This is a genomic window from Streptomyces sp. ADMS, from assembly GCF_033441795.1.
Taxonomy (GTDB): domain Bacteria; phylum Actinomycetota; class Actinomycetes; order Streptomycetales; family Streptomycetaceae; genus Streptomyces.
The window spans coordinates 66,780-87,610 of record NZ_JAVFVX010000023.1 but is presented as its reverse complement, the minus strand read 5'-3'; the positions used below and the strand labels follow the sequence as shown (position 1 = coordinate 87,610).

The 20,831-nt window shown below is 71.2% G+C and carries 15 protein-coding genes and 2 pseudogenes; 8 read left to right on the top strand and 9 right to left on the bottom strand.

Features of this window, described 5'->3' with window-relative positions:
• The 5 genes and pseudogenes from RB628_RS13200 to RB628_RS13180 all read left to right on the top strand — a co-directional run.
• Positions 1-316, top strand: a pseudogene (locus tag RB628_RS13200) (hypothetical protein); the annotation flags it as partial.
• Positions 310-812, top strand: a pseudogene (locus RB628_RS13195) (trypsin-like serine protease); the annotation flags it as partial. The pseudogenes RB628_RS13200 and RB628_RS13195, both read left to right, overlap by 7 nt.
• Positions 813-1,125: 313 nt before the next feature.
• On the top strand, positions 1,126-4,707 hold the full coding sequence (locus RB628_RS13190) for a DNA polymerase III subunit alpha (protein WP_318320569.1): 3,582 nt from the start codon (positions 1,126-1,128) through the stop codon (positions 4,705-4,707).
• Entirely contained in the window at positions 4,704-5,684 is a 981-nt protein-coding gene (locus RB628_RS13185) for a DNA polymerase thumb domain-containing protein (RefSeq protein ID WP_318320568.1), read from the top strand. The genes RB628_RS13190 and RB628_RS13185 overlap by 4 nt, the downstream gene beginning before the upstream one ends.
• Positions 5,685-6,025: 341 nt before the next feature.
• Positions 6,026-6,922: an esterase/lipase family protein gene (locus tag RB628_RS13180; protein ID WP_318320567.1), complete on the top strand. Its 897-nt coding sequence runs from the start codon at positions 6,026-6,028 to the stop codon at positions 6,920-6,922.
• A gap of 103 nt (positions 6,923-7,025) precedes the next feature.
• Here RB628_RS13180 and RB628_RS13175 read toward each other — a convergent pair whose 3' ends face one another.
• Together RB628_RS13175 and RB628_RS13170 are read right to left on the bottom strand one after the other, a co-directional pair.
• The gene (locus tag RB628_RS13175) at positions 7,026-8,027 is read right to left on the bottom strand and encodes a lytic polysaccharide monooxygenase (protein ID WP_318320566.1); all 1,002 of its coding nucleotides are present in this window, start codon (positions 8,025-8,027) and stop codon (positions 7,026-7,028) included.
• A 200-nt stretch (positions 8,028-8,227) separates the two neighbouring features.
• The gene (locus tag RB628_RS13170; protein ID WP_318320565.1) at positions 8,228-8,362 is read right to left on the bottom strand and encodes a hypothetical protein; all 135 of its coding nucleotides are present in this window, start codon (positions 8,360-8,362) and stop codon (positions 8,228-8,230) included.
• 137 nt (positions 8,363-8,499) lie between these two features.
• Between RB628_RS13170 and RB628_RS13165 the strand changes: the two genes are divergently transcribed.
• Positions 8,500-9,087 (top strand): class I SAM-dependent methyltransferase, encoded by a 588-nt coding sequence (locus RB628_RS13165; protein ID WP_318320564.1) that lies wholly within the window; start codon positions 8,500-8,502, stop codon positions 9,085-9,087.
• A 54-nt stretch (positions 9,088-9,141) separates the two neighbouring features.
• Here RB628_RS13165 and RB628_RS13160 read toward each other — a convergent pair whose 3' ends face one another.
• Entirely contained in the window at positions 9,142-9,660 is a 519-nt protein-coding gene (locus tag RB628_RS13160) for a DUF402 domain-containing protein (protein WP_318320563.1), read from the bottom strand.
• Complete coding sequence (locus RB628_RS13155) at positions 9,641-10,606, bottom strand: GNAT family N-acetyltransferase (RefSeq protein ID WP_318320562.1); 966 nt, start codon at positions 10,604-10,606, stop codon at positions 9,641-9,643. Before RB628_RS13155 ends, RB628_RS13160 begins: the two co-directional genes overlap by 20 nt.
• Before the next feature lie 71 nt (positions 10,607-10,677).
• Here RB628_RS13155 and RB628_RS13150 point away from each other — a divergent pair, with 71 nt between their 5' ends.
• Positions 10,678-11,046, top strand: coding sequence for a GntR family transcriptional regulator (locus RB628_RS13150; protein ID WP_318320561.1), 369 nt, complete (start codon positions 10,678-10,680; stop codon positions 11,044-11,046).
• A 197-nt stretch (positions 11,047-11,243) separates the two neighbouring features.
• Here RB628_RS13150 and RB628_RS13145 read toward each other — a convergent pair whose 3' ends face one another.
• A complete protein-coding gene (locus RB628_RS13145; RefSeq protein ID WP_318320560.1) occupies positions 11,244-12,338 on the bottom strand; it encodes a DUF5925 domain-containing protein in 1,095 nt (364 codons plus the stop codon).
• 193 nt (positions 12,339-12,531) lie between these two features.
• On the opposite strand from RB628_RS13145, the gene RB628_RS13140 reads away from it, so the two are divergent.
• Entirely contained in the window at positions 12,532-13,959 is a 1,428-nt protein-coding gene (locus RB628_RS13140; protein WP_318320559.1) for a GH39 family glycosyl hydrolase, read from the top strand.
• Between the two features lie 149 nt (positions 13,960-14,108).
• Here RB628_RS13140 and RB628_RS13135 read toward each other — a convergent pair whose 3' ends face one another.
• Genes RB628_RS13135 through RB628_RS13120 form a run of 4 tightly spaced genes read right to left on the bottom strand, consistent with a single transcriptional unit; the run spans position 14,109 to position 20,542 of the window.
• Positions 14,109-17,888, bottom strand: coding sequence for a lipopolysaccharide biosynthesis protein (locus RB628_RS13135; protein ID WP_318320558.1), 3,780 nt, complete (start codon positions 17,886-17,888; stop codon positions 14,109-14,111).
• Complete coding sequence (locus RB628_RS13130) at positions 17,881-18,681, bottom strand: polysaccharide deacetylase family protein (protein ID WP_318320557.1); 801 nt, start codon at positions 18,679-18,681, stop codon at positions 17,881-17,883. The genes RB628_RS13135 and RB628_RS13130 overlap by 8 nt, the downstream gene beginning before the upstream one ends.
• The gene (locus RB628_RS13125; protein WP_318320556.1) at positions 18,678-19,685 is read right to left on the bottom strand and encodes a glycosyltransferase family 2 protein; all 1,008 of its coding nucleotides are present in this window, start codon (positions 19,683-19,685) and stop codon (positions 18,678-18,680) included. The genes RB628_RS13130 and RB628_RS13125 overlap by 4 nt, the downstream gene beginning before the upstream one ends.
• The gene (locus tag RB628_RS13120; protein ID WP_318320555.1) at positions 19,682-20,542 is read right to left on the bottom strand and encodes a glycosyltransferase family 2 protein; all 861 of its coding nucleotides are present in this window, start codon (positions 20,540-20,542) and stop codon (positions 19,682-19,684) included. The genes RB628_RS13125 and RB628_RS13120 overlap by 4 nt, the downstream gene beginning before the upstream one ends.
• Positions 20,543-20,831: the final 289 nt, after the last annotated feature.

Below are 20,831 nucleotides of genomic sequence, written 5' to 3'. Positions count from 1 at the left end.
GACGCTCGTCCTGCCCTTCCCGGTCGAACTGCTCCGCTTCCTGGAACGGGCGCAGCAGCCGGCCGGGCAGCCGAGAGAGCAGTCGGCCGGGCCGCCGACCGGGCAGGCGACCGGGCAGGCGACCGGGCAGGCGACCGGGCAGGCGACCGGGCAGGCGGAGGCGTCACAGCTGCCACGGGCACCACAGCCGGAGGTCGCCGGGCAATCGGTGCAGGAGCAACTGCCGTCCGCCGCGTCCCTGTTGCACGCGGAGCTGGATTCGACCTCCGAAGGGGCGAATTCAAGACAGGACCAGACCTCGCGACCTGCTTCCTGACCGCCGGGCTCTGCACCGAGCCGGTCCCGACCTGGTCGGACTCGTCCGGCGTGTCGGCGAGAACGAGTCGTCCAGCTTCCCCGGCAGCGGCAGCGGCTGCGGTCTGGTCAAGTGCACGGCCGACGTCGCCCACCCGAGCCAGGTCAGCCTCTGCAGCGGCAGCTCCCAGCGGATCACCGGCGCCCCCCCTGGCCACCGTCGGCCAGTCGGTGACCCGTAGTGGCTCCAGGGCCCAGGTGCACTCCGGCACGGTCACCGGTCTGGACGCGACCGCGAACTACGGCAACGGCGACATCGTCAGCGGGCTCATCCAGACCGACGTCTGCGCCGAGCCCGGTGACAGCGGTGGCTCGCTCTTCTCGGGCAGCAGCGCGATCGGCCTCACCTCCGGCGGCAGCGGCGACTGCGCGGCAGTGGCGACTGCGACTCGGGCGGGGAGGCCTTCTTCCAGCCAGTCACGAAGGCGCTGTCGGCCGCCGGTACGCAGATCGGCTGACGCCTGCCTGTCTGTTCGATTCATGGAGCCGCCCGGCGTTCGCGCCGGGCGGCTCTTCGGCGTTCGGCGCGGCCGGAAAGAAGTCTTCGGAGAGGCTTTGGGGTAGGCCTTTTTCTGTTGTGCGCCAGGGTGTCCGGCCCCTGGCGTGGTCCTTGATCGGCTCGTTTCCGGCTCTTGATCGGGTCGCTGACCGGGGCTGATGGGGTTAGAGTGAACGAGCCAATCGAACGGAAGTGCGAATCGAGCGTGGGTCGATCATCGAACTGGTGATCGATTGACTGGCTGAAAAGGGGTGGAGTGATGGAGGTGCGGCATGACGGGCTTCGTCCATCTGCACGTCGCGTCCGGTTACTCCGTCCGTTATGGTGCCGCCCACCCCGAGCAGCTTGCCCGGCGGGCCGCCGAGCGCGGCATGGAGACGCTGGCCCTCACCGACCGGGACACGGTCACCGGCGCCGTACGGTTCGCCCGGGCCTGTGTGAAGGAAGGGGTCCGGCCGGTTTTCGGCGTCGACCTGGGGGTGGCGGCCCTCGCGCCGCCGCCCCCGGACCGGCGGCGCCGTACCCCGGCGCGCGGCGGCACCCATGTGGTCGAGCCGGTGCTGCGGTTCACGCTGCTCGCGCAGGACCGGGCCGGATGGGCGCGGCTGTGCCGGATCACCTCGGCCGCGCATGTCGGTACGGCGTCCGGCGCGGCGCCGGTGGTGGTGCCGTGGGAGGCGCTGCGTGAGTACGGCGGCCCCGGTCTGACCGTGCTCCTCGGACCGCTCTCGGAGCCGGTGCGGGCGCTGGCGGTGGGCCGGGAGGATGTCGCGGCGCGGTTGCTGGCGCCGTGGCGGGAGGTTTTCGGAGGCGGGGTGCGGCTGGAAGTGATCCTGCATAAACGTTTCTGCACCGACGCCGGTGCCGGCGGCGGCGTTGGGTCTGTGCCTGTGCCTGGGCCTGGGCCTGGGGCCAGTACGGGCACCGGCCTCGGCCCCGGCTCCCTCCGTCTCGCCGCCCGCACCCTCGCCCTGGCCGACCGCACCCGCACCCCCGCCGTTCTCACCAACGCCGTCCGCTACGCCGACCCCGACCAACACCGCCTCGCCGACGTCCTGGACGCCGCCCGGCTGCTGCGGCCGATCGACCGGCGCCGCCTCGACAGCGGGGAGCGCTGGCTGAAGGACGAGGGAAGGATGACGGAGATCGCGTACGCGGTCGCCGAGTGCGCCGGAGCCGACGCACGCCGGGCCCGCCGGCTGCTCGCCGACACCGCCGCCACGGCCGGCGCCTGTGTCCTCGACCCCGGGGCCGACCTGGGCCTGGGCACCGCCCACTTCCCGGAACCGTCCGTGTTCGGTGCCGGTCCCGGTGCGGGCGGCGCCGCCCGGCTGCTGCGCGAGCGGTGCGAGGCCGGCCTGGTCCGACGTGGCCTGGGCCGCGACGGCGACCGGAACCCGTACGGGAGCCCGGACCGGGACCGGGACCGGGACCGAGCCGTCCGGGACCGGCTGGACGACGAACTGGCTGTGATCTCAAGGCTGAACTACGACTCGTACTTCCTCGCCGTCGGCCAGGTCGTCGCCGACATCCGGGAGCTGGGCATCCGGGTCGCCGCCCGCGGCTCGGGCGCCGGTTCGATGGTCTGCCACGCGCTCGGCATCGCCACCGCGAACCCCCTCGACCACCGGCTGCTGTTCGAACGCTTCCTCAGTGAGCGGCGCAGGAGCCTGCCCGACATCGACATCGACGTGGAGTCGGCCCGGCGCCTGGAGTGCTACGACGCGATCTTCGGCCGGTTCGGCAGGGAACGGGTCGCGGTCACCGCGATGCCCGAGACCTACCGCGCCCGCCGCGCCCTGCGTGACACCGGCCTCGCCCTCGGCATCGCCCCGGCGGACGTCGACCGGATCGCCAAGAGCTTTCCGCACCTGCGCGCCTCCGACATCACCAGCGCCCTCGCCGAACTGCCCGAACTGCGGCAACTGGCCGCCGAGGCGCACCGGTTCGGACCGCTGTGGGAGCTGGCGGAAGGCCTCGACTCCCTGGTCCACGGCATGGCCATGCACCCCTGCGGTGTGGTCATCAGCGACGCCACCCTGCTGGACCGGCTGCCGGTGCAGCCCACACCGCAGGGCGACTACCCCATGGCCATGGCCGCGAAGGAGGAGATCGAGGCACTGGGCAACATCAAACTCGACGTCCTCGGCGTCCGGATGCAGTCCGCGATGGCCCACGCCGTCACCGAGATCGAACGGACCACCGGCAACAGCATCGACCTGGACGACCCCCAGCAGGTCCCGCTCGACGACGTCTTCGCCTTCAAACTCATCCAGGAGAGCCGGACCCTGGGTCTGTTCCAGCTGGAGTCGCCCGGCCAGCAGGACCTGCTCTCCCGGCTCCAGCCCCGCGACCAGCAGGACGTGATCGCCGACATCAGCCTCTTCCGCCCCGGCCCGGTCGCCGGCGGCATGCCCGAGCGGTACATCGCCGCCCGGCACGGCGGCACACCGTCGTACGCCCATCCGGACCTGGAACCGGTGCTCGCCGACACCTACGGCGTGACCATCTGGCACGAGCAGATCATCGAGACGCTGCATGTGATGACCGGCTGCGACCTGGCCCTCGCGGAGATCGCCCGACGGGCGCTCGGCGACAAGGAGCGGCTGCCCGCGGTCAGGGACTGGTTCCACGGCCTGGCACGCGCGCGTGGCTACAGCGCGGCCGTCCGGGACGAGGTCTGGAGGACCGTCGAGGCCTTCGGTGCCTACGGCTTCTGCCGCGCCCACGCGGTCGCGTTCGCCGTACCCGCGTTGCAGAGCGCCTGGCTCAAGGCCCACTATCCGGCGTTCCTGCTGGCAGGCCTGCTCGAACACGACCCCGGTATGTGGCCCAAGCGCGTCCTGGTCGCCGACGCCCGCCGGGGTGGCGTACAGGTCCTGCCCGTCGACATCAACCGCTCCCGGGTGAAGCACACCGTGGAGAAGGCCGACGGAGAGCAGTGGGGTGTACGGCTCGCGCTCTCCGCGGTGCGCGGTATGAGCGCGGAGGAGTGCGCCCGGATCGAGGAGGGTCAGCCGTACGGATCGCTGTCGGACTTCTGGCAGCGGGCCCGGCCCAGCAGACCGGTCGCCGAGCGCCTCGCCGAGATCGGCGCCCTGAGCTCCCTCCACGACGGCCGCCTCACCCGGCGCGATCTGCTGCTCCAGACCGCCGAGTTGCACCGGCAGTCCCGCCACCGGACCGCGGGCTCGGGCCAACTGCCCATCGACACAGGCGCTGTGGGAGGAGTGGAGCCGAGCGGCCTGCCGGAGATGACCGGACGCGAGGCGCTCAGTGCCGAGCTGAACACCCTCGGCATCGACGTCTCCAGGCACCTCATGGAGCACCACCACCGTCTCCTGCGCGAGATCGGCGCGACCGACGCGGCCCATCTGGCCGGACTGCGCGCCGGGCAGCAGGTCCTGGTCGCCGGGGTGCGGGCCTCCACCCAGACCCCGCCGATCGCCAGCGGCAAGCGGGTCATCTTCGTGACGCTGGAGGACGGCTCAGGCCTGGTCGACCTGGCCTTCTTCGAGGACTCCCACCCGGCCTGCGCGTACACCGTCTTCCATAGTGGACTGCTGCTGGTGCGCGGCACGGTCCAGGTGCGCGGCACCCGCCGTACCGTCGTCGGCGGCATGGCCTGGGACCTGGACGAGGTCGCCGCCGCACGCCGCGACAACGGCCCCGAGGCCGCACTCGCCCTCGTCGGTGCCGACCGCCCGCACCCGACGCCGGCCCAGCCGCAGCGGACCCTGGCCAACGGCACGACAGGGGCTCGGCTGCACCCGTACGCCGATCTGCAACCCGCCGGTACCCGCTCGGCCGACCTGAAGAAGTTCGGCCACCGCAGCCCGGGGAGCGCGGGATGACCATGCGTCAGCGGCACATCGCCCACCTCCATCTGCACGCGGCGCTGACCGGGGCCCGGTACGACGACATAGTCGAACTGATGTCTGGTATCACGCCCCACGTCCAGGCCGTGCCGCCGGGCGCCGTCCAGCTCGACCTGACGTCGGCCCTCCGGTACTTCGACCTGTCTCCCTACGACGTGGTCCAGACGGCGCGGCTCAGGCTGAAACTCTTCTACGGCATCGACAGCAGCGCCGGGCTCGCGAGCAACCGCATGCTGGCCGCCATGGCGGCCGACGCGTCCGCGCCGGGCGAGACCACCTGGATCCGGGCCGGGCAGGCCGCCGACTGGCTCCACCCCCGCCCGGTCACCGCGCTGCCGGGCATCGGCCGCGCCACGGCGGACACGCTCAACCGGTACGGCCTGCACACCATCGGCCAGATCGCCGACATACCGGCGGCGACCCTGCAACGTCTGCTCGGAGTCGGCTCCGCCCGGCTGCTGGCCGAGCGTTCCCGAGGCCACGACCCGCGCCCGGTCACCCCGTCGGAACCGGCCGAGCACCTGGTCGCCGACCTGGTGCTGGAGCGGGACTGTCTCGACCCGGCACAGCATCACCGGGTTGTCCTGGCACTCGCCGACCGGATCGGCGGACACCTGCGCGGTGAACGCCGGACCACCGGTCGGCTCGCTCTCACCGTGCGGTACGCCGACCGCAGCTCCACCACCCGTACGCGCACGCTGCCGGAACCCACCAGTCACTCACCCGCCCTCGCCGCTGCCGTCCTGGGACTGCTGACCGGCCTCGGGCTGCAGCGGGCACGGGTCCGCGCCTTCGCGCTTCGCGCCGACGACCTGCGGCCGGCCGACAGCGCCTACCGACAGCTCTCCCTGGATCCCGGCGACGCCCGCGCCCACGCGGTCGAGGCCGCAGTGGACCGTGCCCGTCGACGCTTCGGGCCGGAGGCTGTGCGTCCAGCCGCTCTGGCTGACTGACTGCCTGCCCCGGGCTGTGCCGCTCTCGCGACGGTGCGGTCCCTGCGGACCGGACCGCCGCTGAACGGTCGGAGACGCTCGCTGTCTCCGGCGCGTTCCCTGCGGCCAGCTCGCGTGCGCGGACTCGCCCTGCATGCCGAGGAGTTGACGCCGACCGGGCTCGGGTCTTGCGCGTCCGCCCAATATCACAGTCTCCGGACAGCGCCGGAAGTTTTTACTGACGCGTAACTTCCCTCGTTGCGCTACTCGCTCGTAACTTGACGAGTGAACAACATCCTCGTGATCCGGATCACAGGGCGTGGAGCCGTCGCAAATCCCTTGAGCCGCAAGGAGATCACTCGATGCTGCCCTGGAACCGCGCACTCAGACCCCTCGCCGCACTGCTGCTGGCCGCCGCGGCCACCATCGTGCCCGTCACCACCGCACAAGCCGCAACGCAGGCCGAGACACAGGCCGCAACGCAGACCGAATCCGCCCCCAGCAGCGGCTGGAACAACTACTCCTGCAAACCGTCCGCCGCCCATCCCCGCCCCGTCATCCTCGTCCACGGTACCTTCGCCAACGGTGTCGACAACTGGCTCACCCTCGCGCCGTATCTGAAGAACCGCGGCTACTGCGTCTTCTCGCTCGACTACGGCCAACTGCCCGGCGTACCTCTCTTCTACGGTCTCGGCCCCATCGACAAGTCGGCCGAGCAGCTCGCCGTCTTCGTCGACAAGGTGCTCGCCGCGACCGGCGCCGCCGAGACCGATCTCGTCGGCCACTCGCAGGGCGGCATGATGCCCCGCTACTACCTCAAGTTCCTCGGCGGCGCCGCCGAGGTGAACACCTTGATCGGCATCGCGCCCAGCAACCACGGCACCACCCTGAACGGCCTCACCAACCTGCTGAAGCACTTCCCCGGGGCCGAGAACCTGCTCTCCACCCTCACCCCCGCCCTCGCCGACCAGGTGGCCGGGTCCGCCTTCCTCGCCAAGCTCAACGCCGGCGGCGACACCGTCCCCGGCGTCCACTACACGGTCATCGCCACCCGGTACGACGAGGTGGTCACGCCGTACCGCAGCCAGTTCCTGAACGGATCCGACGTGCACAACGTCCTGATCCAGTCCCTGTGCCCACTGGACATCTCCGAACATGCCGCCCTCGGACTGCTCGACCGGATCGCGTTCCACGAGGTGACGAACGCCCTCGATCCGGCGCACGCCACCGCCACCACCTGTCTGTCGGCGATCGGCTGACCCGATCAGGGATCTCAGGGATCGTCCGCCGGGGCCTGGCCGGCCTGAGCCGCCAGTCAGGCCCCGGCGGACGGAGCGGGGAGGGAGGGAGCGAGTACCAGGGTCAGCGGCCGTGTTGTCCGGCGCCCCCCACCGCACGCCGCCGGACCGAGAGCACCAGAGCCACAGCGCCCGCCGCCAACGCGCCCGCGCCGCCCACCGCGAGGTACCCGGTGCCAGAAGCACCTCCGGTGTCGGCGAGGTCCACCGCGGCGCCCGCTGCCTTCGGCTGCGCGACCGGCGTACTGATGGACGTACCGGCGGACGGAGTGGCGGAAGAAGTGGCGAACGTACCGGCCTCCGCCTCACCGTGACCCGCGTGTCCTGCCGTCGACTCGTCGGCACCGTCCTCGAACTGTTCCTCGGAGGGTGCGGAGGCGCCGCTCGACGCACCGCCGCCGGCAGCGGCACCGGCACCTGCGTCTGCACCCTCGCCGAACGTCACGTCGGAGCACGAGTAGAACGCTTCCGGGCTGTCGGAGCGCTGCCAGACCGCGTACAGGAGCTGCTTGCCGGAACGTTGCGGCAGGCTGCCGGTGAACGTGTAGAAACCGCCCGCCGCGTCCGGGTCCGTGGCCGTCGCGACCGGGTGTTCGAGGTCGAGGCCGGCCCAGGAAAGGGGATGGGCCGGGTCGTAACCCGACTTGGTGAGGTACACCTCGAAGGTGCCCTTGTGCGGGGCGGTCACGCGGTACCTGAAGGTGTACGAGCCGCTGCGCACGCCGGTCGCCGGCCAGTCGGCGCGGGCCAGGTCGAGGCCCCTGAACCCGTCGTTGCCCGCGCTGCAGAGCTCGCCGTCCGGGATCAGCGACTGGTGTCGTCCGCCCGCGTCACCGACGCGGATGCCGTTCCAGTCGTACAGCGCCTGCGTGCCGCCTGCCGCGACCGCCGCCCGGCACGCGGCCGACGCGGGGTTCTCGGGGCCCTCCGCGTAGCACTGGGCGACCCTGCTGACCGGGTCGCCCAGCGAGCCGTGCGCGGATGCCGGCGTGGCGAGGACGAGGGCGAGGGGGACCGCGCCGAGCGCGGTGGCGATCGAGGCTGCCGTGCGGCGGCGTGCGGGCATGCGGGAACTCCTCGCGACGGTCAATCAGGGGGCGATCAGCAAGCTAGCCCCAAGAAACCGCGGAATCGCCTGCTGGAGGCAGGCGAGGGAGATCCTTATGCTCGGCTTAAGGAAGGGTTCGGACTGCGCTCAGGTAGGCAGCGCGAGCGCCGGGCCTGACGGCGGTCAGGCTCTGTACGGCCGTCGACGGCGGGCCGGTTTCATCCTTCCGGCCACCAGATGCGTGCGATGTCCTTTCGGACCTCGGGACGCTCGGTGGTGCGTTCGTCGGCCTGTTCCCGGACTCTGCGGGAGTCCGGCTTCTTCAGGGGCTTCTGCACGGTTACGCGGCGCATGGCTGCCTCCTTCGGTCTACCGTGTTCCGCGTTTTCGCGGAGATAGACCCTTTCCGGGAGGGTGACTCATCGGCGCCGGCCTGTCAGTGGCGGCCGTCACGATTCGATTGTCAGTGGCCGGTGTCACTCTTGGCCGTATGACGAACACCGACTGGGATGCCGAGGCGGCCACCTTCGACGACGAGACCGACCACGGCCTGCGTGACGCGGTCGTGCGCGAGGCCTGGGCCACCCGGCTGCGGTCCTGGTTGCCGGACCGCCCGGCCGACGTCCTCGACCTCGGCTGCGGCACCGGCAGCCTGTCGCTCCTCGCATCCGAACAGGGGCACCGTGTCACCGGCGTGGACGCGTCCCGGGCCATGGTCGAGCAGGCCAGGGCCAAGCTGGCCGGCCGTGACGCGGTGTTCTTCGTCGGTGACGCGGCGGCGCCGCCGGTGAGGGAGGAGCGCTTCGACGTCGTGCTCGTACGGCACGTCCTGTGGACGTTGCCCGACCCCGCGCGCGTGCTGCGGCATTGGCAGGGGCTGCTCAGGGCCGGCGGGCGGCTGGTGCTGGTCGAGGGGGTGTGGGGGACGGTCAGCCCGGTCGGCATACCCGCCGACCGGCTCACCGCGCTGCTCGCGCCCCTCGCCGCGGACGTACGCGTGGAGCGACTGTCCGGCGACGCGCGGCTGTGGGGGCGCGAGGTCGAGGATGAGCGGTACGCGGTACTGGCCCGCCCGTAAGCCCGTAAGCAGGTCAGCGCGTAGGCCCGTATCTCTGGAAGCCCGCTTGTACGTTCAGTCGAGCAGCTTCTCGAAGCCGCCCTCGCGCGCCAGCGACTCCAGCTCGTCGAGGGCCGAAACGGCGGCGGACGCGGCCTGCGGGTCCGACTTCGCGAGACCGCTCTCCTCGAACTCGTCCTCGTCCAGCCGCCGTACGTCCGTGCCGTCGGCGGAGCGCCACAGGTCCAGGTCGAGATCCTCGACGACCAGGTCGGTGCCGGTGAGGGTGGCCGGGCGGGTGATGTCGCAGTACCAGCCCTTCAGCGTGCCCGTCGCGTCTCGGACCTCCTTCACGGAGTACCAGCGGTCCCGCCAGTAGTACTCCGTGAACACGTCACCCGGCTCGAAGCGGACGAAGCCGAAGTCGCGCACTCCGCCGCTGGCCCAGGCAGCGCGTACGGCGAGCCGGGTGCCGTCGTCGTGAAGCAGCGCGGCGGGGTAACTGATCTTGGTACGGCCGCCCTTGACCAGGACGACGGTCACCGAGGGGCTGGTCGGGGGCGAGGGCGTGGCCTCAGCCGAGTTCGCGGACATACCGCACCTCCGTTGCGCAGATCTCGTATCCGAACCAGTTGTTGATCGCGATCATCGGGCCGTTCCCGGCGTCGTTGCCCGTCAGTGCCTCCGTGTACCCGGCGGCGCGGGCGCGGTGCAGGGAGTCGTTCTTGGCGAGCTTCGCGAGGCCTCGGCCGCGGAAGCCGCGGGCGGTGCCGGTCATCACGGTGCCGATGGGGGTCCCCCCGCTCGAGCGGATTCGAGTGTGGGGGAGGGGGGTGCCGTCCGTACGGACCGCGCTGAAGGCGGCGGGGCGGCCGTCGACGACAGCGACCGAGGTCAGCTCGTGGCTGAGCAGGGGGTGCTGCCACGTCTCGCGGAGCCAGGCCTCGTAGTCCGTGAACTCGTAGTCGACATCGCTCGGTTCGTCCGACGACGTCTCCGCGTCCAGGTCGAACAGGGGCCGCGGGTCGGCGGCGAAGTCGGAGGCCGGGCGGATTTCGACGCCGGGCGGGGGGTCCTGGAGCGGGGGCAGCTTGCCGTTCGCCAGGTCCAGGCGGAGGAAGTGCGCGTTGCGGCTGGAGCGGTAGCCGCGGCGTTCGGCGAAGGCGCGGTTGTCGGGGGCGTCCAACACCCAGGAGAAGGACTTCGTCACCCCTGCGGCGGCGAGGTGCTGCTCGGCGGCGCGGACGAGGTGCGAACCGGCGCCGCGCAGGGTGTGTTCCGGGTGCACGTACACGTTGACGTACCCCTGGCCGGGCTCCGGGCTGTCGTGGACGACCGCGGTCTGGGCGGTGCCGAGGACCTCGCCGTCCTCCTCGGCGACGAGTGCCTGGTAGTGGGCGTCGGGGTGGGCGTGCGCGATGTCGTAGGCGATGGCCTCCGGCGTGACCAGGAGGAAGGGGAGGGCGAGACGGCGGACGCGGGCGAAGGCCTCGACGCCGGCCCGGTCTTCGGTGCTGAGGGCTCGCACGGTCACTGTCATGAGCCCGGACGTTACGCGGCGAGATGTGGCCGGTGCCTCTCATTTTCCGGCCGGTACGGGACAATCGCAGCGTGACCTTGAAGATCCGCATCGATGACAGCGCGCCGCCCTACGAGCAGGTGCGCGCCCAGATCTCCGAGCAGGCCCGGGCCGGGACGCTGCCGGTGGGGTACCGGTTGCCGACCGTTCGGGGGCTCGCCGAGTCACTGGGGCTCGCCGCGAACACGGTTGCGAAGGCGTATCGGGCGTTGGAGGCGGACGGGGTGATCGAGACGAGGGGGCGCAACGGGACGGTTGTCGCAGCCGCGGGCTCGGCGGCGGATCGGGAGGCGGCGGTTGCCGCGCAGGCCTACGTGGAGCGGGTTCGGCGGCTCGGGCTGGGGCAGGACGCGGCGCTGGGCGCGGTGAAGGATGCTTTGCGGGCGGCTTACGAGGGGTGAGGGGTGAGGAGGGGGCGTCTCTGCGGCTGCCGGGCGGTGGCGGCTGCGGAGGCTTGTCGCGCAGTATCCCGCGCCCTGAAAGCCTGCGGTTGCCCGTGCCTCCACGGTGCGCAGTTCCTCGCGCCCCGAAACGCGGCATTCCCCGCGTCCCCTAAAGACGCGCAGTCCTCCGCGCGCCCAGGAGCATCCTCCGCCTGCTACAAGTACAAGCCCGCGTCCGCGCCCTCCCTCGGGTCCGGGACCGTCGTAGGAGTTGTGCCCCTGCGTAGGGCATACAGCTCGGCCAGGGTTGAGCCCTCGCGGCCCACTCCGTCCTCCGTGCCCAGCCACGTCGAGGCCTCTCGGCGGGTCAGGGGGCCCACCTCGATGCGGGCCAGGCAGCGGCCGGGGCGGACCACCGCGGGGTGGAGGCGTTCCAGGTCCTCGTTGGTCGTCACGCCCACCAGGACATTGCGGCCCTGGCCGAGGAGGCCGTCCGTCAGGTTCAGCAACCGCGACAGTGCCTGGCCCGCCGTGTGCTTCGCCTCGCCCCTGATCAGTTCGTCGCAGTCCTCCAGGAGGAGCAGGCGCCAGCGGCCCTTGCCCGTGCCGTCATCCTCCCCGATCGCGATGTCCATCAGATAGCCGACGTCGGAGAAGAGGCGCTCGGGGTCCAGGACGCAGTCGACCTGGCACCAGTCCCGCCAGGAACGGGCCAGCGTGCGCAGCGCGGACGTCTTGCCGGTGCCCGGCGGGCCGTGGAGCAACAGCAGCCGGCCCGCGATGTCCTCCGGGGTCGTCTTCATCAGGCCGTCCATCGCGTCCGCCACCGGTGCCGTGTAGTTCGCGCGGACCTCTTCCCACGTGCCCGCCGAGATCTGGCGCGTCGTGCGGTGCGGGCCCCGGCGGGGGGACACGTACCAGAAGCCCATCGTCACGTTCTCCGGCTGGGGTTCGGGCTCGTCCGCCGCGCCGTCCGTCGTCTGGTCGAGGATCTTCGCGGCCAGCTCGGGGGTGGTCGCCGTCACCGTGACGTCGGCGCCACGGTTCCAGCGGGACACCAGCAGGGTCCAGCCGTCGCCCTCCGCCAGGGTGGCGCTGCGGTCGTCGTCGCGGGCGGCGCGCAGTACGCGGGCGCCCGGCGGAAGAAGGGTCGCCCCGGACCGTACGCGGTCGATGTTCACCGCGTGCGAGTACGGCTGCTCGCCCGTCGCGAAGCGGCCGAGGAACAGCGCGTCGACGACATCGGACGGGGAGTCACTGTCGTCGACGTTGAGCCGGATCGGCAGCGCGTCGTGTGGGTTCGCGGACATGCCGCCATGATCCGGCACCCGGGCGCCCTGTGCACCCGGTTTCCGCAGTGCGCGCAGAGTGCCGCAGTGTGTCGCCGTGTGTCTACGTGTGCGGTGTCTTCGGCCTGGGCGTCCGACACGTTCTGGCCTGTGACCGGCTGGGCGCTGCGGAGGCCTGCCCTCCGCCCGTGCCCCGCCGTTACTGTTGCCCTTGATGGGATGCCATGGGTGGAATTCGGGGGCTCGGCGGTGGCAGCTCACCGCCCTGCTCGGTGTGGGGGCCGCCGCGCTGGCCCTGGTCCTGACCCTGATCAACACGCTGCCCTCGAACGGCGGCAGCACCGCGGGCACCTCCCGCGACGGCGACAAGGTGCACGGCACGCCGCCCGCCTCCTCCTCCGCGTCGTCCGGGCCGGACGTCGGATGGGGCTTCACGCACACCCAGTTCAGTGCCGACGAGGGCAACGCCGCGGCCGTCGACCGGGTCGAGGGCCTGTTCTCGAAGGACGCCGGGCTGCCGCAGAACCAGCACATCATGGGCTGGGGCGCGGGCAACCCCGAGCCGGTGAAGGGGCGTTACGACTTCGCGGAGATGGACCGCCGCATCGACTTCATGCGCGCGTCCGGCGCCACCCCGGTGGTCACCCTGTGCTGCGCCCCGGACTGGATGAAGGGCGGCAAGTCCGGCTCCGACAACACGAACTGGAGCCAGTCCGCCCTGGAGACCGCCCCCGAGCGCGCGCACTACAAGGACTTCGCCACGCTCGCCGCGACCGTCGCCAAGCGCTATCCCGATGTGCGCCACTTCGTCGTGTGGAACGAGTTCAAGGGCTTCTGGAACAACCCGGAGGCGCGCTGGGACTACGAGGGCTACACCGAGCTGTACAACCTGGTCTACAAGGCGCTGAAGAAGGTCGACGAGGACATCATGGTGGGCGGGCCGTATCTCGTCATGGACAGTCTCGACCCCCGGCAGAAGCCGGACGCCTCCACGACCTTCAGGGGCCCCTGGGGCGCCATGGACCAGCGGGTCCTCGACGCCTTCGACTACTGGAACGCGCACAAGGCGGGCGCCGACTTCGTCGTGGTGGACGGCTCCAGCTACACCAAGGACGACGACCTGCTGCCCGACGAGTTCGCGGCGACCGAGAAGTTCACCGCCGTCGGCAACTGGGTGCGCGCACGGACGCGGGGGCTGCCGTTGTGGTGGGCCGAGTACTACGTCGAGCCCGCCGACGGCAACGACGACCGCACGGACTGGTCCGAGACCCGCCGCGAGGCCGTCCAGGCCGCCGGCATGATCGCGATGGCCAAGGGCGGCGCCTCCTCCGGTTTCTACTGGAACCCCGAGGCCGAGAAGGGCACCGACTGCGCGGGCTGCCTGTGGACCCCCACCTCAAGTGACGGCGGGGGACAGCCACTTCCCATGTACGACCTCGTCTCCCGCTTCAGCGCCGCGTTCCCGCCGGGCACGGAGTACGAGACCGTCCTGGTGGCCCCGGGTGACGTGTCCAACGTGCGCGTACTCGCCGACGACAAGGCCGTTCTCGTCGTCAACACCCTGGACCGGCCGATCGACGCGCAGGTGGACGGGAAGCGGTTCGCGATGGGCGCGTATGAGGTGAAGTGGCTCAGCCGCTGAGGCGGTCGGCCACTTGGCCGGTGAGCCAGTCCGTGGCTGAACCAGTCGGCCACTCGGCCGGCAAATCACCCAGTGGCTGAGCCACTCGACCGGTGAGCCACTGGGACACTCGACCGCTGGACGACTCGGCCACCGAGCCACCCCCACCCTCACTTCATCGTCAGGAACCGCTGCACCAGTGAAGCCAGCAGTACCGCCAGCAGCGGCAGCGAGAACCAGAAGCTGCTCTGCAGCCAACGGAGTTGCCGCACGCTCGGCCGCAACGCGACCCGGACGACCTCCCGGGCCGTGAGCAGCAGGATCAGGGCGACGGCCGCCAGGCCGCCCACCACCGACCATGGTGTCCACGTCACCTGGGGGCCGATCGGGCCGGGATCGGCCTTCGCGACCCTGCCCTCCGGTTGCTGCCGCAGCGAGTACATCGTGACGTCGGAGTTGACGAACACCTTCTTCAGTTCGTCCCGGCCGTCCAGGTTCTGGAGCAGCCGGTTCTCCCAGGCAGCCGAGTAGCCCACGTCCAGCTGGAGGTAGACGACCTGACTGCGGTTGACCATCAGATACGAGTGGGGCCCCGCGTCCTTGAGCGCCTTCACCAGCCCCGACACCAGCACCGGGTCCACCGGTGCGAGCGTCGGCACGTACTGCACCTTCTCCATGTCCCTGGCGCCCCAGGGCAGGGCCGGCGTCACGTTGTCGACGAGGTCGTTGCTCAGCCACAGCAGGCGTACGGTCGGATCGTCGTGCGCGTACACGTAGTTCATCGCGGCGACCTCGCCGGGCCGGGTCCGTTCGAAGGGCTCGTTGCCCCAGCGGGCCACCAGGAAGCCGCCCATGAGGACCAGGCCCGCCAGCAGAGCGGCCAAGGGAGCCAGACTGATCCGGTCCCGGTCCCGTTCCTTCGCCGTGATCCCGGTGCGCGGGAACAGCGCCAGGGCGGCGAGCAGGGCCGCGCCGGGCAGGGCGAACATGAAGACGCGCAGGGCCATTTCGCCGCCGTACGACTGCATCCCGAAGCCCAGGAACGGGACGAAGGCGAGGACGAGCAGGGAGCGTTCGCGGTACTTGTGGTCGCGACGGCGCCACCAGCCGTAGCAGGCCAGGGTCATGACCCCGCCCGCCAGCAGCACCCGGGTGTACAGGACGAGCTTGTGGGACGAACTGCCGCCCTCGATACGGCCGGAGACGCTCGACGACACATTGCCGCCCACTCCGCCCATACCGCCGAAGAGCTCGTCGAAGTGCCCCGACCAGTACGGCTCGGCCATGAAACCGACCCAGACCGCGACGATGACGCCGAACAGGATCGGCAGCCCCCGCAGTTCGGACCTGCCGATCAGGATGAGGACCGCCAGTACGCCCAGCATCACGAACGGCGTCAGCTGGTGGGCCGGGACCGTCGCAGCGAACAGGGCGATCAACACAGCCAGCAGGACAGCCTGTTGACGCCGGTCGGCCGGCTCGACCTCCGCTTCGCCCGGCCGCATCCTCGCCCACAGCACCCGTGGCGCCCGGAACCACACCAGCAGGATCGCCACGAAGACCAGATAGAGGAGGTAGGTGAAACCCTGCGGGGAGAAGTAGTCCTGGCCGACCCAGCCGCTCAGCACGAAGATCCACACGCCGGTCCACTTGGCGCGCCAGCTGGCCCGCAGCGAGCGCGTCAGCAGGAACAGCGGTGCGAGGTACAGGAGTTGCATGGTCATTGGCCACCAGCGGATGACCTCCGTGAGGTCACCGACCCCGCATGCCTTCGCCACGAACGCGGCCCCGGCGAAGAAGCCCGGCCAGCTCCAGCGGGCGTCCAGGTCCGGTACGGCGGACCCGGTCCGGTCGATGTGGTCGATGAACCCGAGGTGCTGCCACGCCGTCGCGAACCGTGGCTCGGCCTCGATCACCGCGGGCAGCGCGTGCAGCGACACGACGGTCGCGAGCAGCGTGAGAGCCAGCAGCGTCCGGTGCTCCCGGTTGCCCCACAGCAGCGACGAGAACACCAGGACCAGCAGCCCGGCCCCGACCAGCGTCGGCACGGGCAGTACGGAGATCAGCCCGAGCCCGCCCATCCGGTCCAGGTCGGCCTCGCCGAGGCGGGACGCGGGCACCCAGTAGAGAAGCAGCGCGGCGATCAGCAGACAGCCGAGGGCCACGCCGAGGCGGGTGGGCAGCAGACGTTCACGCAGGGAGAGCGGAGGCGATGGCGACGGGTCGGGCGGGGCGTGTGAGGTCCGCATCTCCCGTACGAGCGATGCCTGCGCGGCGCGTACGAGTTCGTCGTCCGCACTCCCCGGAACGGCGAGCTCCCCGGCCGCGCCCGTCGGCAGCCCCACGGCCTCCGGCCCCACCGGTTCCAGGGCCCAGGCCGGCCGGTGGTCCACCCGGGGCGCCGGTGTGCCCGTGGGCGGAGTCCCCGGCCCCGGGCGGACGTCCGGGCGGCGTTCCAGGTGGTCGAAGTCGAGGTGGACACCGAGCGCGAGCGTGTCCGAGTCCGGAGCCCAGCCCTGCCCGCGACGGCGGGAGCCCGCGGTCAGGTCGGCGAGGTCGCCGTCCGGTGCCGTACCCTCGGGGACGGAGTCGGCCGGTACCGCCCTGACCGTCCGGTACAGCTTGGGTGCGGCGATCGCGACGATCACCGCGAGGGACGAGATCTCCGCGACGCCCGCTCCGGTCAGACCCATCCGGGGGAGCAGCACCAGCGTCAGACCGAGCACCAGTGTGCACAACAGGCCCTGCATCCAGGCGAGTCCGGCGGTGCGGCTCTGGGCGCGCAGCACCGCGAAGTACGTCTCCATGACGACCCGCAGCACCGCGCCGACCGCGAACCAGCGCAGCAGCGGGGTCGCCGCGTCCGCGTAACCCGAGCCGAAGACCCCCAGGATCCAGGGCGCGCCGAAGAACAGCACACCGGCGACCGGCAGCATGATCCGCGCCATGCGCCTGAGCGCGGCCCGGGTGTTGGCGGCCAGCCGGGCCGGATCGTGCGAGCCCTCGACGGTCAGTGAGGCGCCCATGTTGATGGCGAGCAGGTTGACCGTGCCGCCGATGGTCGTGGTGATGTAGAAGTACGCGTTGTCGGCGGAGCTGACCCGCGCGGCGACGATCACCGGCACCAGGTAGACCACGGCGAGGGAGAACAGCGATCCCGTGTAGTCGCCGGCCAGGAACCGGCCGATCTCCTTCAGCGCCGGCGGTTCCGTGTGCTCCTCGGTCGCCTTGACGTGCCGGGGCACCAGCCGCCGGAACACCAGCCAGCCGAGCGGCAGTACGGACATGGCGATCGCGGCGACCCATGACACGAAGACACCGCTCGTCGGGATCGCCACCGCGAAGGCGACCAGGAGCGCCAGCTTGACGGCCGAGAACACCGTGTTGCCGACGGGCACCCACAGGGCACTGCGCAGCCCGGTCAGCACCCCGTCCTGGAGCGTGAGCAGGTTCCACAGGACGACGGCCCCGACGAACCCGAACGCGGGCACCGGCCCGTGCAGGAACCGGTACGACGGCCCCCACATGTCCAGCGTGAGCAGGAAGACACCGCCGGCCAGTGCCACGATCACCGAACTGCCCGCGTATGTACGGAAGATGAGCCGTCCGGTGGCGCGGCCCGCGACCGGGATGAAGCGGGCCAGGGCGCCCGTCAGCGTCACCGCCGTGAGGCCGGCGAGGAGCTTCATGGCGGCGATGGCGGCGGAGCTCTGGCCGACCGCCGACTCGGAGTAGTAGCGGGCGGCGGCCAGCCAGAAGCCGAGCCCGAGCACGGCGGAGATGCCGGTGTTGAGCATCAGCGCGTAGGCGTTGCGGAACAGCTGGCTGCCGCCCCCGTTGCCCTTGCCCAGGCCGGGCAGCCGCAGCCGCCGGCCGGAACGTCGCTGGGGTGGACCGGCGTCGGACGTCCCGGCGGTCTCGGTGGCGGGTGTGGTCGTCGTGTCAGACACGGGAACGGATGGCCTTCCGGCGGACCTGTCGTGCTCTGCGGACGATGGCGTACCCCTTGGTGAGGGCACGGTCCCGGGCGAAGTCGCGGATGACCGAACCGCCTTCGGCCAGCCGCGCGAACTCCTCGATGCCGGTGGAGCGGCGCACGGTGACGCGCCGCAGGGCGTACGGGCCCTGCTCCCGGCGTGCCGGACCGTTGCCCACGGCGAGCGCCTGCGTGAATCCGGCCGCCCGCACCGCCGCCCGTACCCGGCGGCTGGAGTAGCCGTACGGGTAGGCGAACGACACGGGCATGGCGGCCAGTTCACCGGCGACGACGTCCCGGCACCGGGTCAGCTCGGAGCGCAGCGCGTTGTCGTCGAGCTGGTCCAGTTCCGGATGCGTGTGGCTGTGGCCGCCGATCTCGACGCCGTTGCCCGCGAGTTCGCGCACCTGGTCCCAGTCCAGCATGCTGTCGAGGCCGCCCCCGGTGTCGTACGGGCCCCTGAGCCAGCCCGTCGACACGAACAGCGTGGCGGGGAATCCGTGCTTGGCGAGCACCGGCAGCGCGTGCCGGTGCACCCCCTCGTAACCGTCGTCGAAGGTGATCAGGAGCGGACGCGTGGGGAGCGGGCGGCCGGATCGCCAACCTGCTGCCAGTTCCGCCGTGCTGACGGGCGTGAAGCCCTGGTCGGCCAGTAGTGCCATCTGTTCGGCGAAATCCCCGGGCGCCACCGACAGGGTTCTGGTCGCGTCGTTCGGCTCGGTGGCGACGGAGTGGTACATGAGGATCGGTACGGGTGCGCCGGTCATCGAGGGCCCCCTCCCTCGGTCCGCGCCGCGCTCTCGATCTCCACCACCGTGAAGGTGGCCCCGCCCCGCCGCGCCCGCAGGCTCCCGAGGACGTATCCGCCCGCCGCCGTCAGCACCCCGGTGATGATCGCGCCCGCACGGCCCGCACCGCCGGGCCTGGCCAGCAGGGCGTCGCGCAGACCGCGCGCGACGCCGGCGGGCAGCACCCGGGTGGTGTACCGGCGCTCGGATTCAAGTCCCTTGTCCGCACCGACACTTCGGGCGACGAGAGCCTTCGACAGGCCCTCGGCGTAGGTGCGGGTACGGAAGTACCCGAAGTGCTCGCGGACCTCGGGCACCCGGTGATGGATCACCGCGCGGTCGTCGATCAGCAGGACGGCGCCGGGTCTGGCCCTGGTGAGCCGGATGCACAGTTCCGTCTCCTCGCAGCCCAGCGGACGCTTGTCGCCGTCCCGTCCGATGCCGGTGGCGAAACCGCCGGCCGCGTCGAAGGCCGTACGCCGGAAGGAGGCGTTCCCGCCCAGCACGTTGCGGACCTGGACGCGCCCCCCGGGCAGCCCCTTGTACGTGCAGCCCACCACCCAGTCGAACTCCTCGGGGAACCAGGCCGGCCGGCGGCCCGACGCCCAGATCGGCATCGTACGGCCGCCGACGGCCATCACCCGGGGGTCCGCGTACCCCTCGGCGAAGTGGCGCAGCCAGTCGCGTTCGGCCACGGCGTCGTCGTCGAGGAAGGCGATGATCTCCCCGCGCGAGGCGGCTATCCCGGTGTTGCGGCCGGCCGACAGGCCGCGCGGGCCCGCGTTGGCGAGCACCCGTACCCCGTCGGTCTCCTTGTACTCCTTGGCCAGCCGTTCCAGCAGAGCCTGGTTGTGGTCGACGACCAGGAGTGTCTCCAGGGCCGGCCGCGACTGCGCCCGCACCGAGGCGACCGCCGCGAGGATGTCCTCCCAGCGGTCCTCGGTGTAGACGCAGACGACCACCGAGACGTCGAGCTCGTTCAAGACGCCTCTCCCCGGCTCGCGCTGAGGATGCGGGAGTGCGAACGGCTGCGCAGGGCACGCCGGTTGGAGCGCTCCTGCAGGATCACCCTGAGCACGCGCAGACCGTCGCGCACGGCCCGCAGATTGCTCGCGCCGTGGATACGGAGGTACTCGTGGCTCGGGATCTCCTGCACCTTGAGCCCCGCCTTGACGACCCGGATGTTGATCAGGGTCTCGATCTCGAAGCCGGTGCAGTCGAGGTCGATCTTGTCGAGGCAGTGCCGCCAGAACGCGTTGTAGCCATAGCACAGGTCGGTGTAGCGGGCGCCGAACTTCTTGTTGACGACCGTGCACAGCGCCCAGTTGCCGAGCTTGCGGATGGGCGTCATGTCGTCGGTGCCGCCGCCGTTGGCGAAGCGGGAGCCCTTGGCGAAGTCGGCGCCCGAGACGAGCGCGGAGACGTACGACACGATCTCGTTGCCGTCCGCCGACCCGTCAGCGTCGACCATCACGATGATGTCGCCGGTGCAGGCCTCGAACCCGGTGATCAGGGCATCCCCCTTGCCCTTGCCCTGCTGCTCGACGACCTTGACGTCAGGCCACAGCTCGCGGGCGACCTCGACGGTGTTGTCGGTGGAGTTGCCGTCGACCAGGACCACTTCGTGGATCCAGTCGGGCAGTGTCTTGAAGACGTACGGCAGGTTCTCCGCCTCGTTCATGGCGGGGATCACCACACTCACGGGTGGCGTGATCGCCAGGTGTGAGGAAATGGCCCGGTATGCGCCGACCGTGGTCGGATCCTGGCTGACTGTCGTCAGATCCTGACTGGCTGTGACGGGATCTTTGCCCGAAACCGCCGGGCGCAGAACAGAACTCATGAGTCTGGTCCCTCTCGTCCGGTGGACCGCCCGCCCCTGGGCGGCCCGGCTCTTTGTCCGGTTCGAAAGGGGGGTTCTCACTTACGGCATGACGAGTGGCTTCTCCGTATCGGTCTCTTGCTGTCTCCGTGCATGCCGGGTGAGCTGGCAAAGCTGGCCGAACACCCTGAGCGGGTGGTCGGTTTCGCGGCACGGCCCGGCGGGACGTATGTCCACCGGGCACGGCACCCCCCTACCGCGCCCCGCTTCGACGGTCGTCGTGGACCCTGAGCCCTCCCCTGAGTCGCAG

Coding starts and splice junctions, on each gene's coding strand:
- RB628_RS13155 (WP_318320562.1), bottom strand. CDS start 10,606: ATGACAGTGACCGTGCGAGCCCTCAGCACCGAAGACCGGGCCGGCGTC.
- RB628_RS13145 (WP_318320560.1), bottom strand. CDS start 12,338: ATGTCCGCGAACCCACACGACGCGCTGCCGATCCGGCTCAACGTCGAC.
- RB628_RS13120 (WP_318320555.1), bottom strand. CDS start 20,542: ATGAGTTCTGTTCTGCGCCCGGCGGTTTCGGGCAAAGATCCCGTCACA.
- RB628_RS13175 (WP_318320566.1), bottom strand. CDS start 8,027: ATGCCCGCACGCCGCCGCACGGCAGCCTCGATCGCCACCGCGCTCGGC.
- RB628_RS13140 (WP_318320559.1), top strand. CDS start 12,532: ATGGGATGCCATGGGTGGAATTCGGGGGCTCGGCGGTGGCAGCTCACC.
- RB628_RS13170 (WP_318320565.1), bottom strand. CDS start 8,362: ATGCGCCGCGTAACCGTGCAGAAGCCCCTGAAGAAGCCGGACTCCCGC.
- RB628_RS13185 (WP_318320568.1), top strand. CDS start 4,704: ATGACCATGCGTCAGCGGCACATCGCCCACCTCCATCTGCACGCGGCG.
- RB628_RS13130 (WP_318320557.1), bottom strand. CDS start 18,681: ATGACCGGCGCACCCGTACCGATCCTCATGTACCACTCCGTCGCCACC.
- RB628_RS13190 (WP_318320569.1), top strand. CDS start 1,126: ATGACGGGCTTCGTCCATCTGCACGTCGCGTCCGGTTACTCCGTCCGT.
- RB628_RS13180 (WP_318320567.1), top strand. CDS start 6,026: ATGCTGCCCTGGAACCGCGCACTCAGACCCCTCGCCGCACTGCTGCTG.
- RB628_RS13165 (WP_318320564.1), top strand. CDS start 8,500: ATGACGAACACCGACTGGGATGCCGAGGCGGCCACCTTCGACGACGAG.
- RB628_RS13160 (WP_318320563.1), bottom strand. CDS start 9,660: ATGTCCGCGAACTCGGCTGAGGCCACGCCCTCGCCCCCGACCAGCCCC.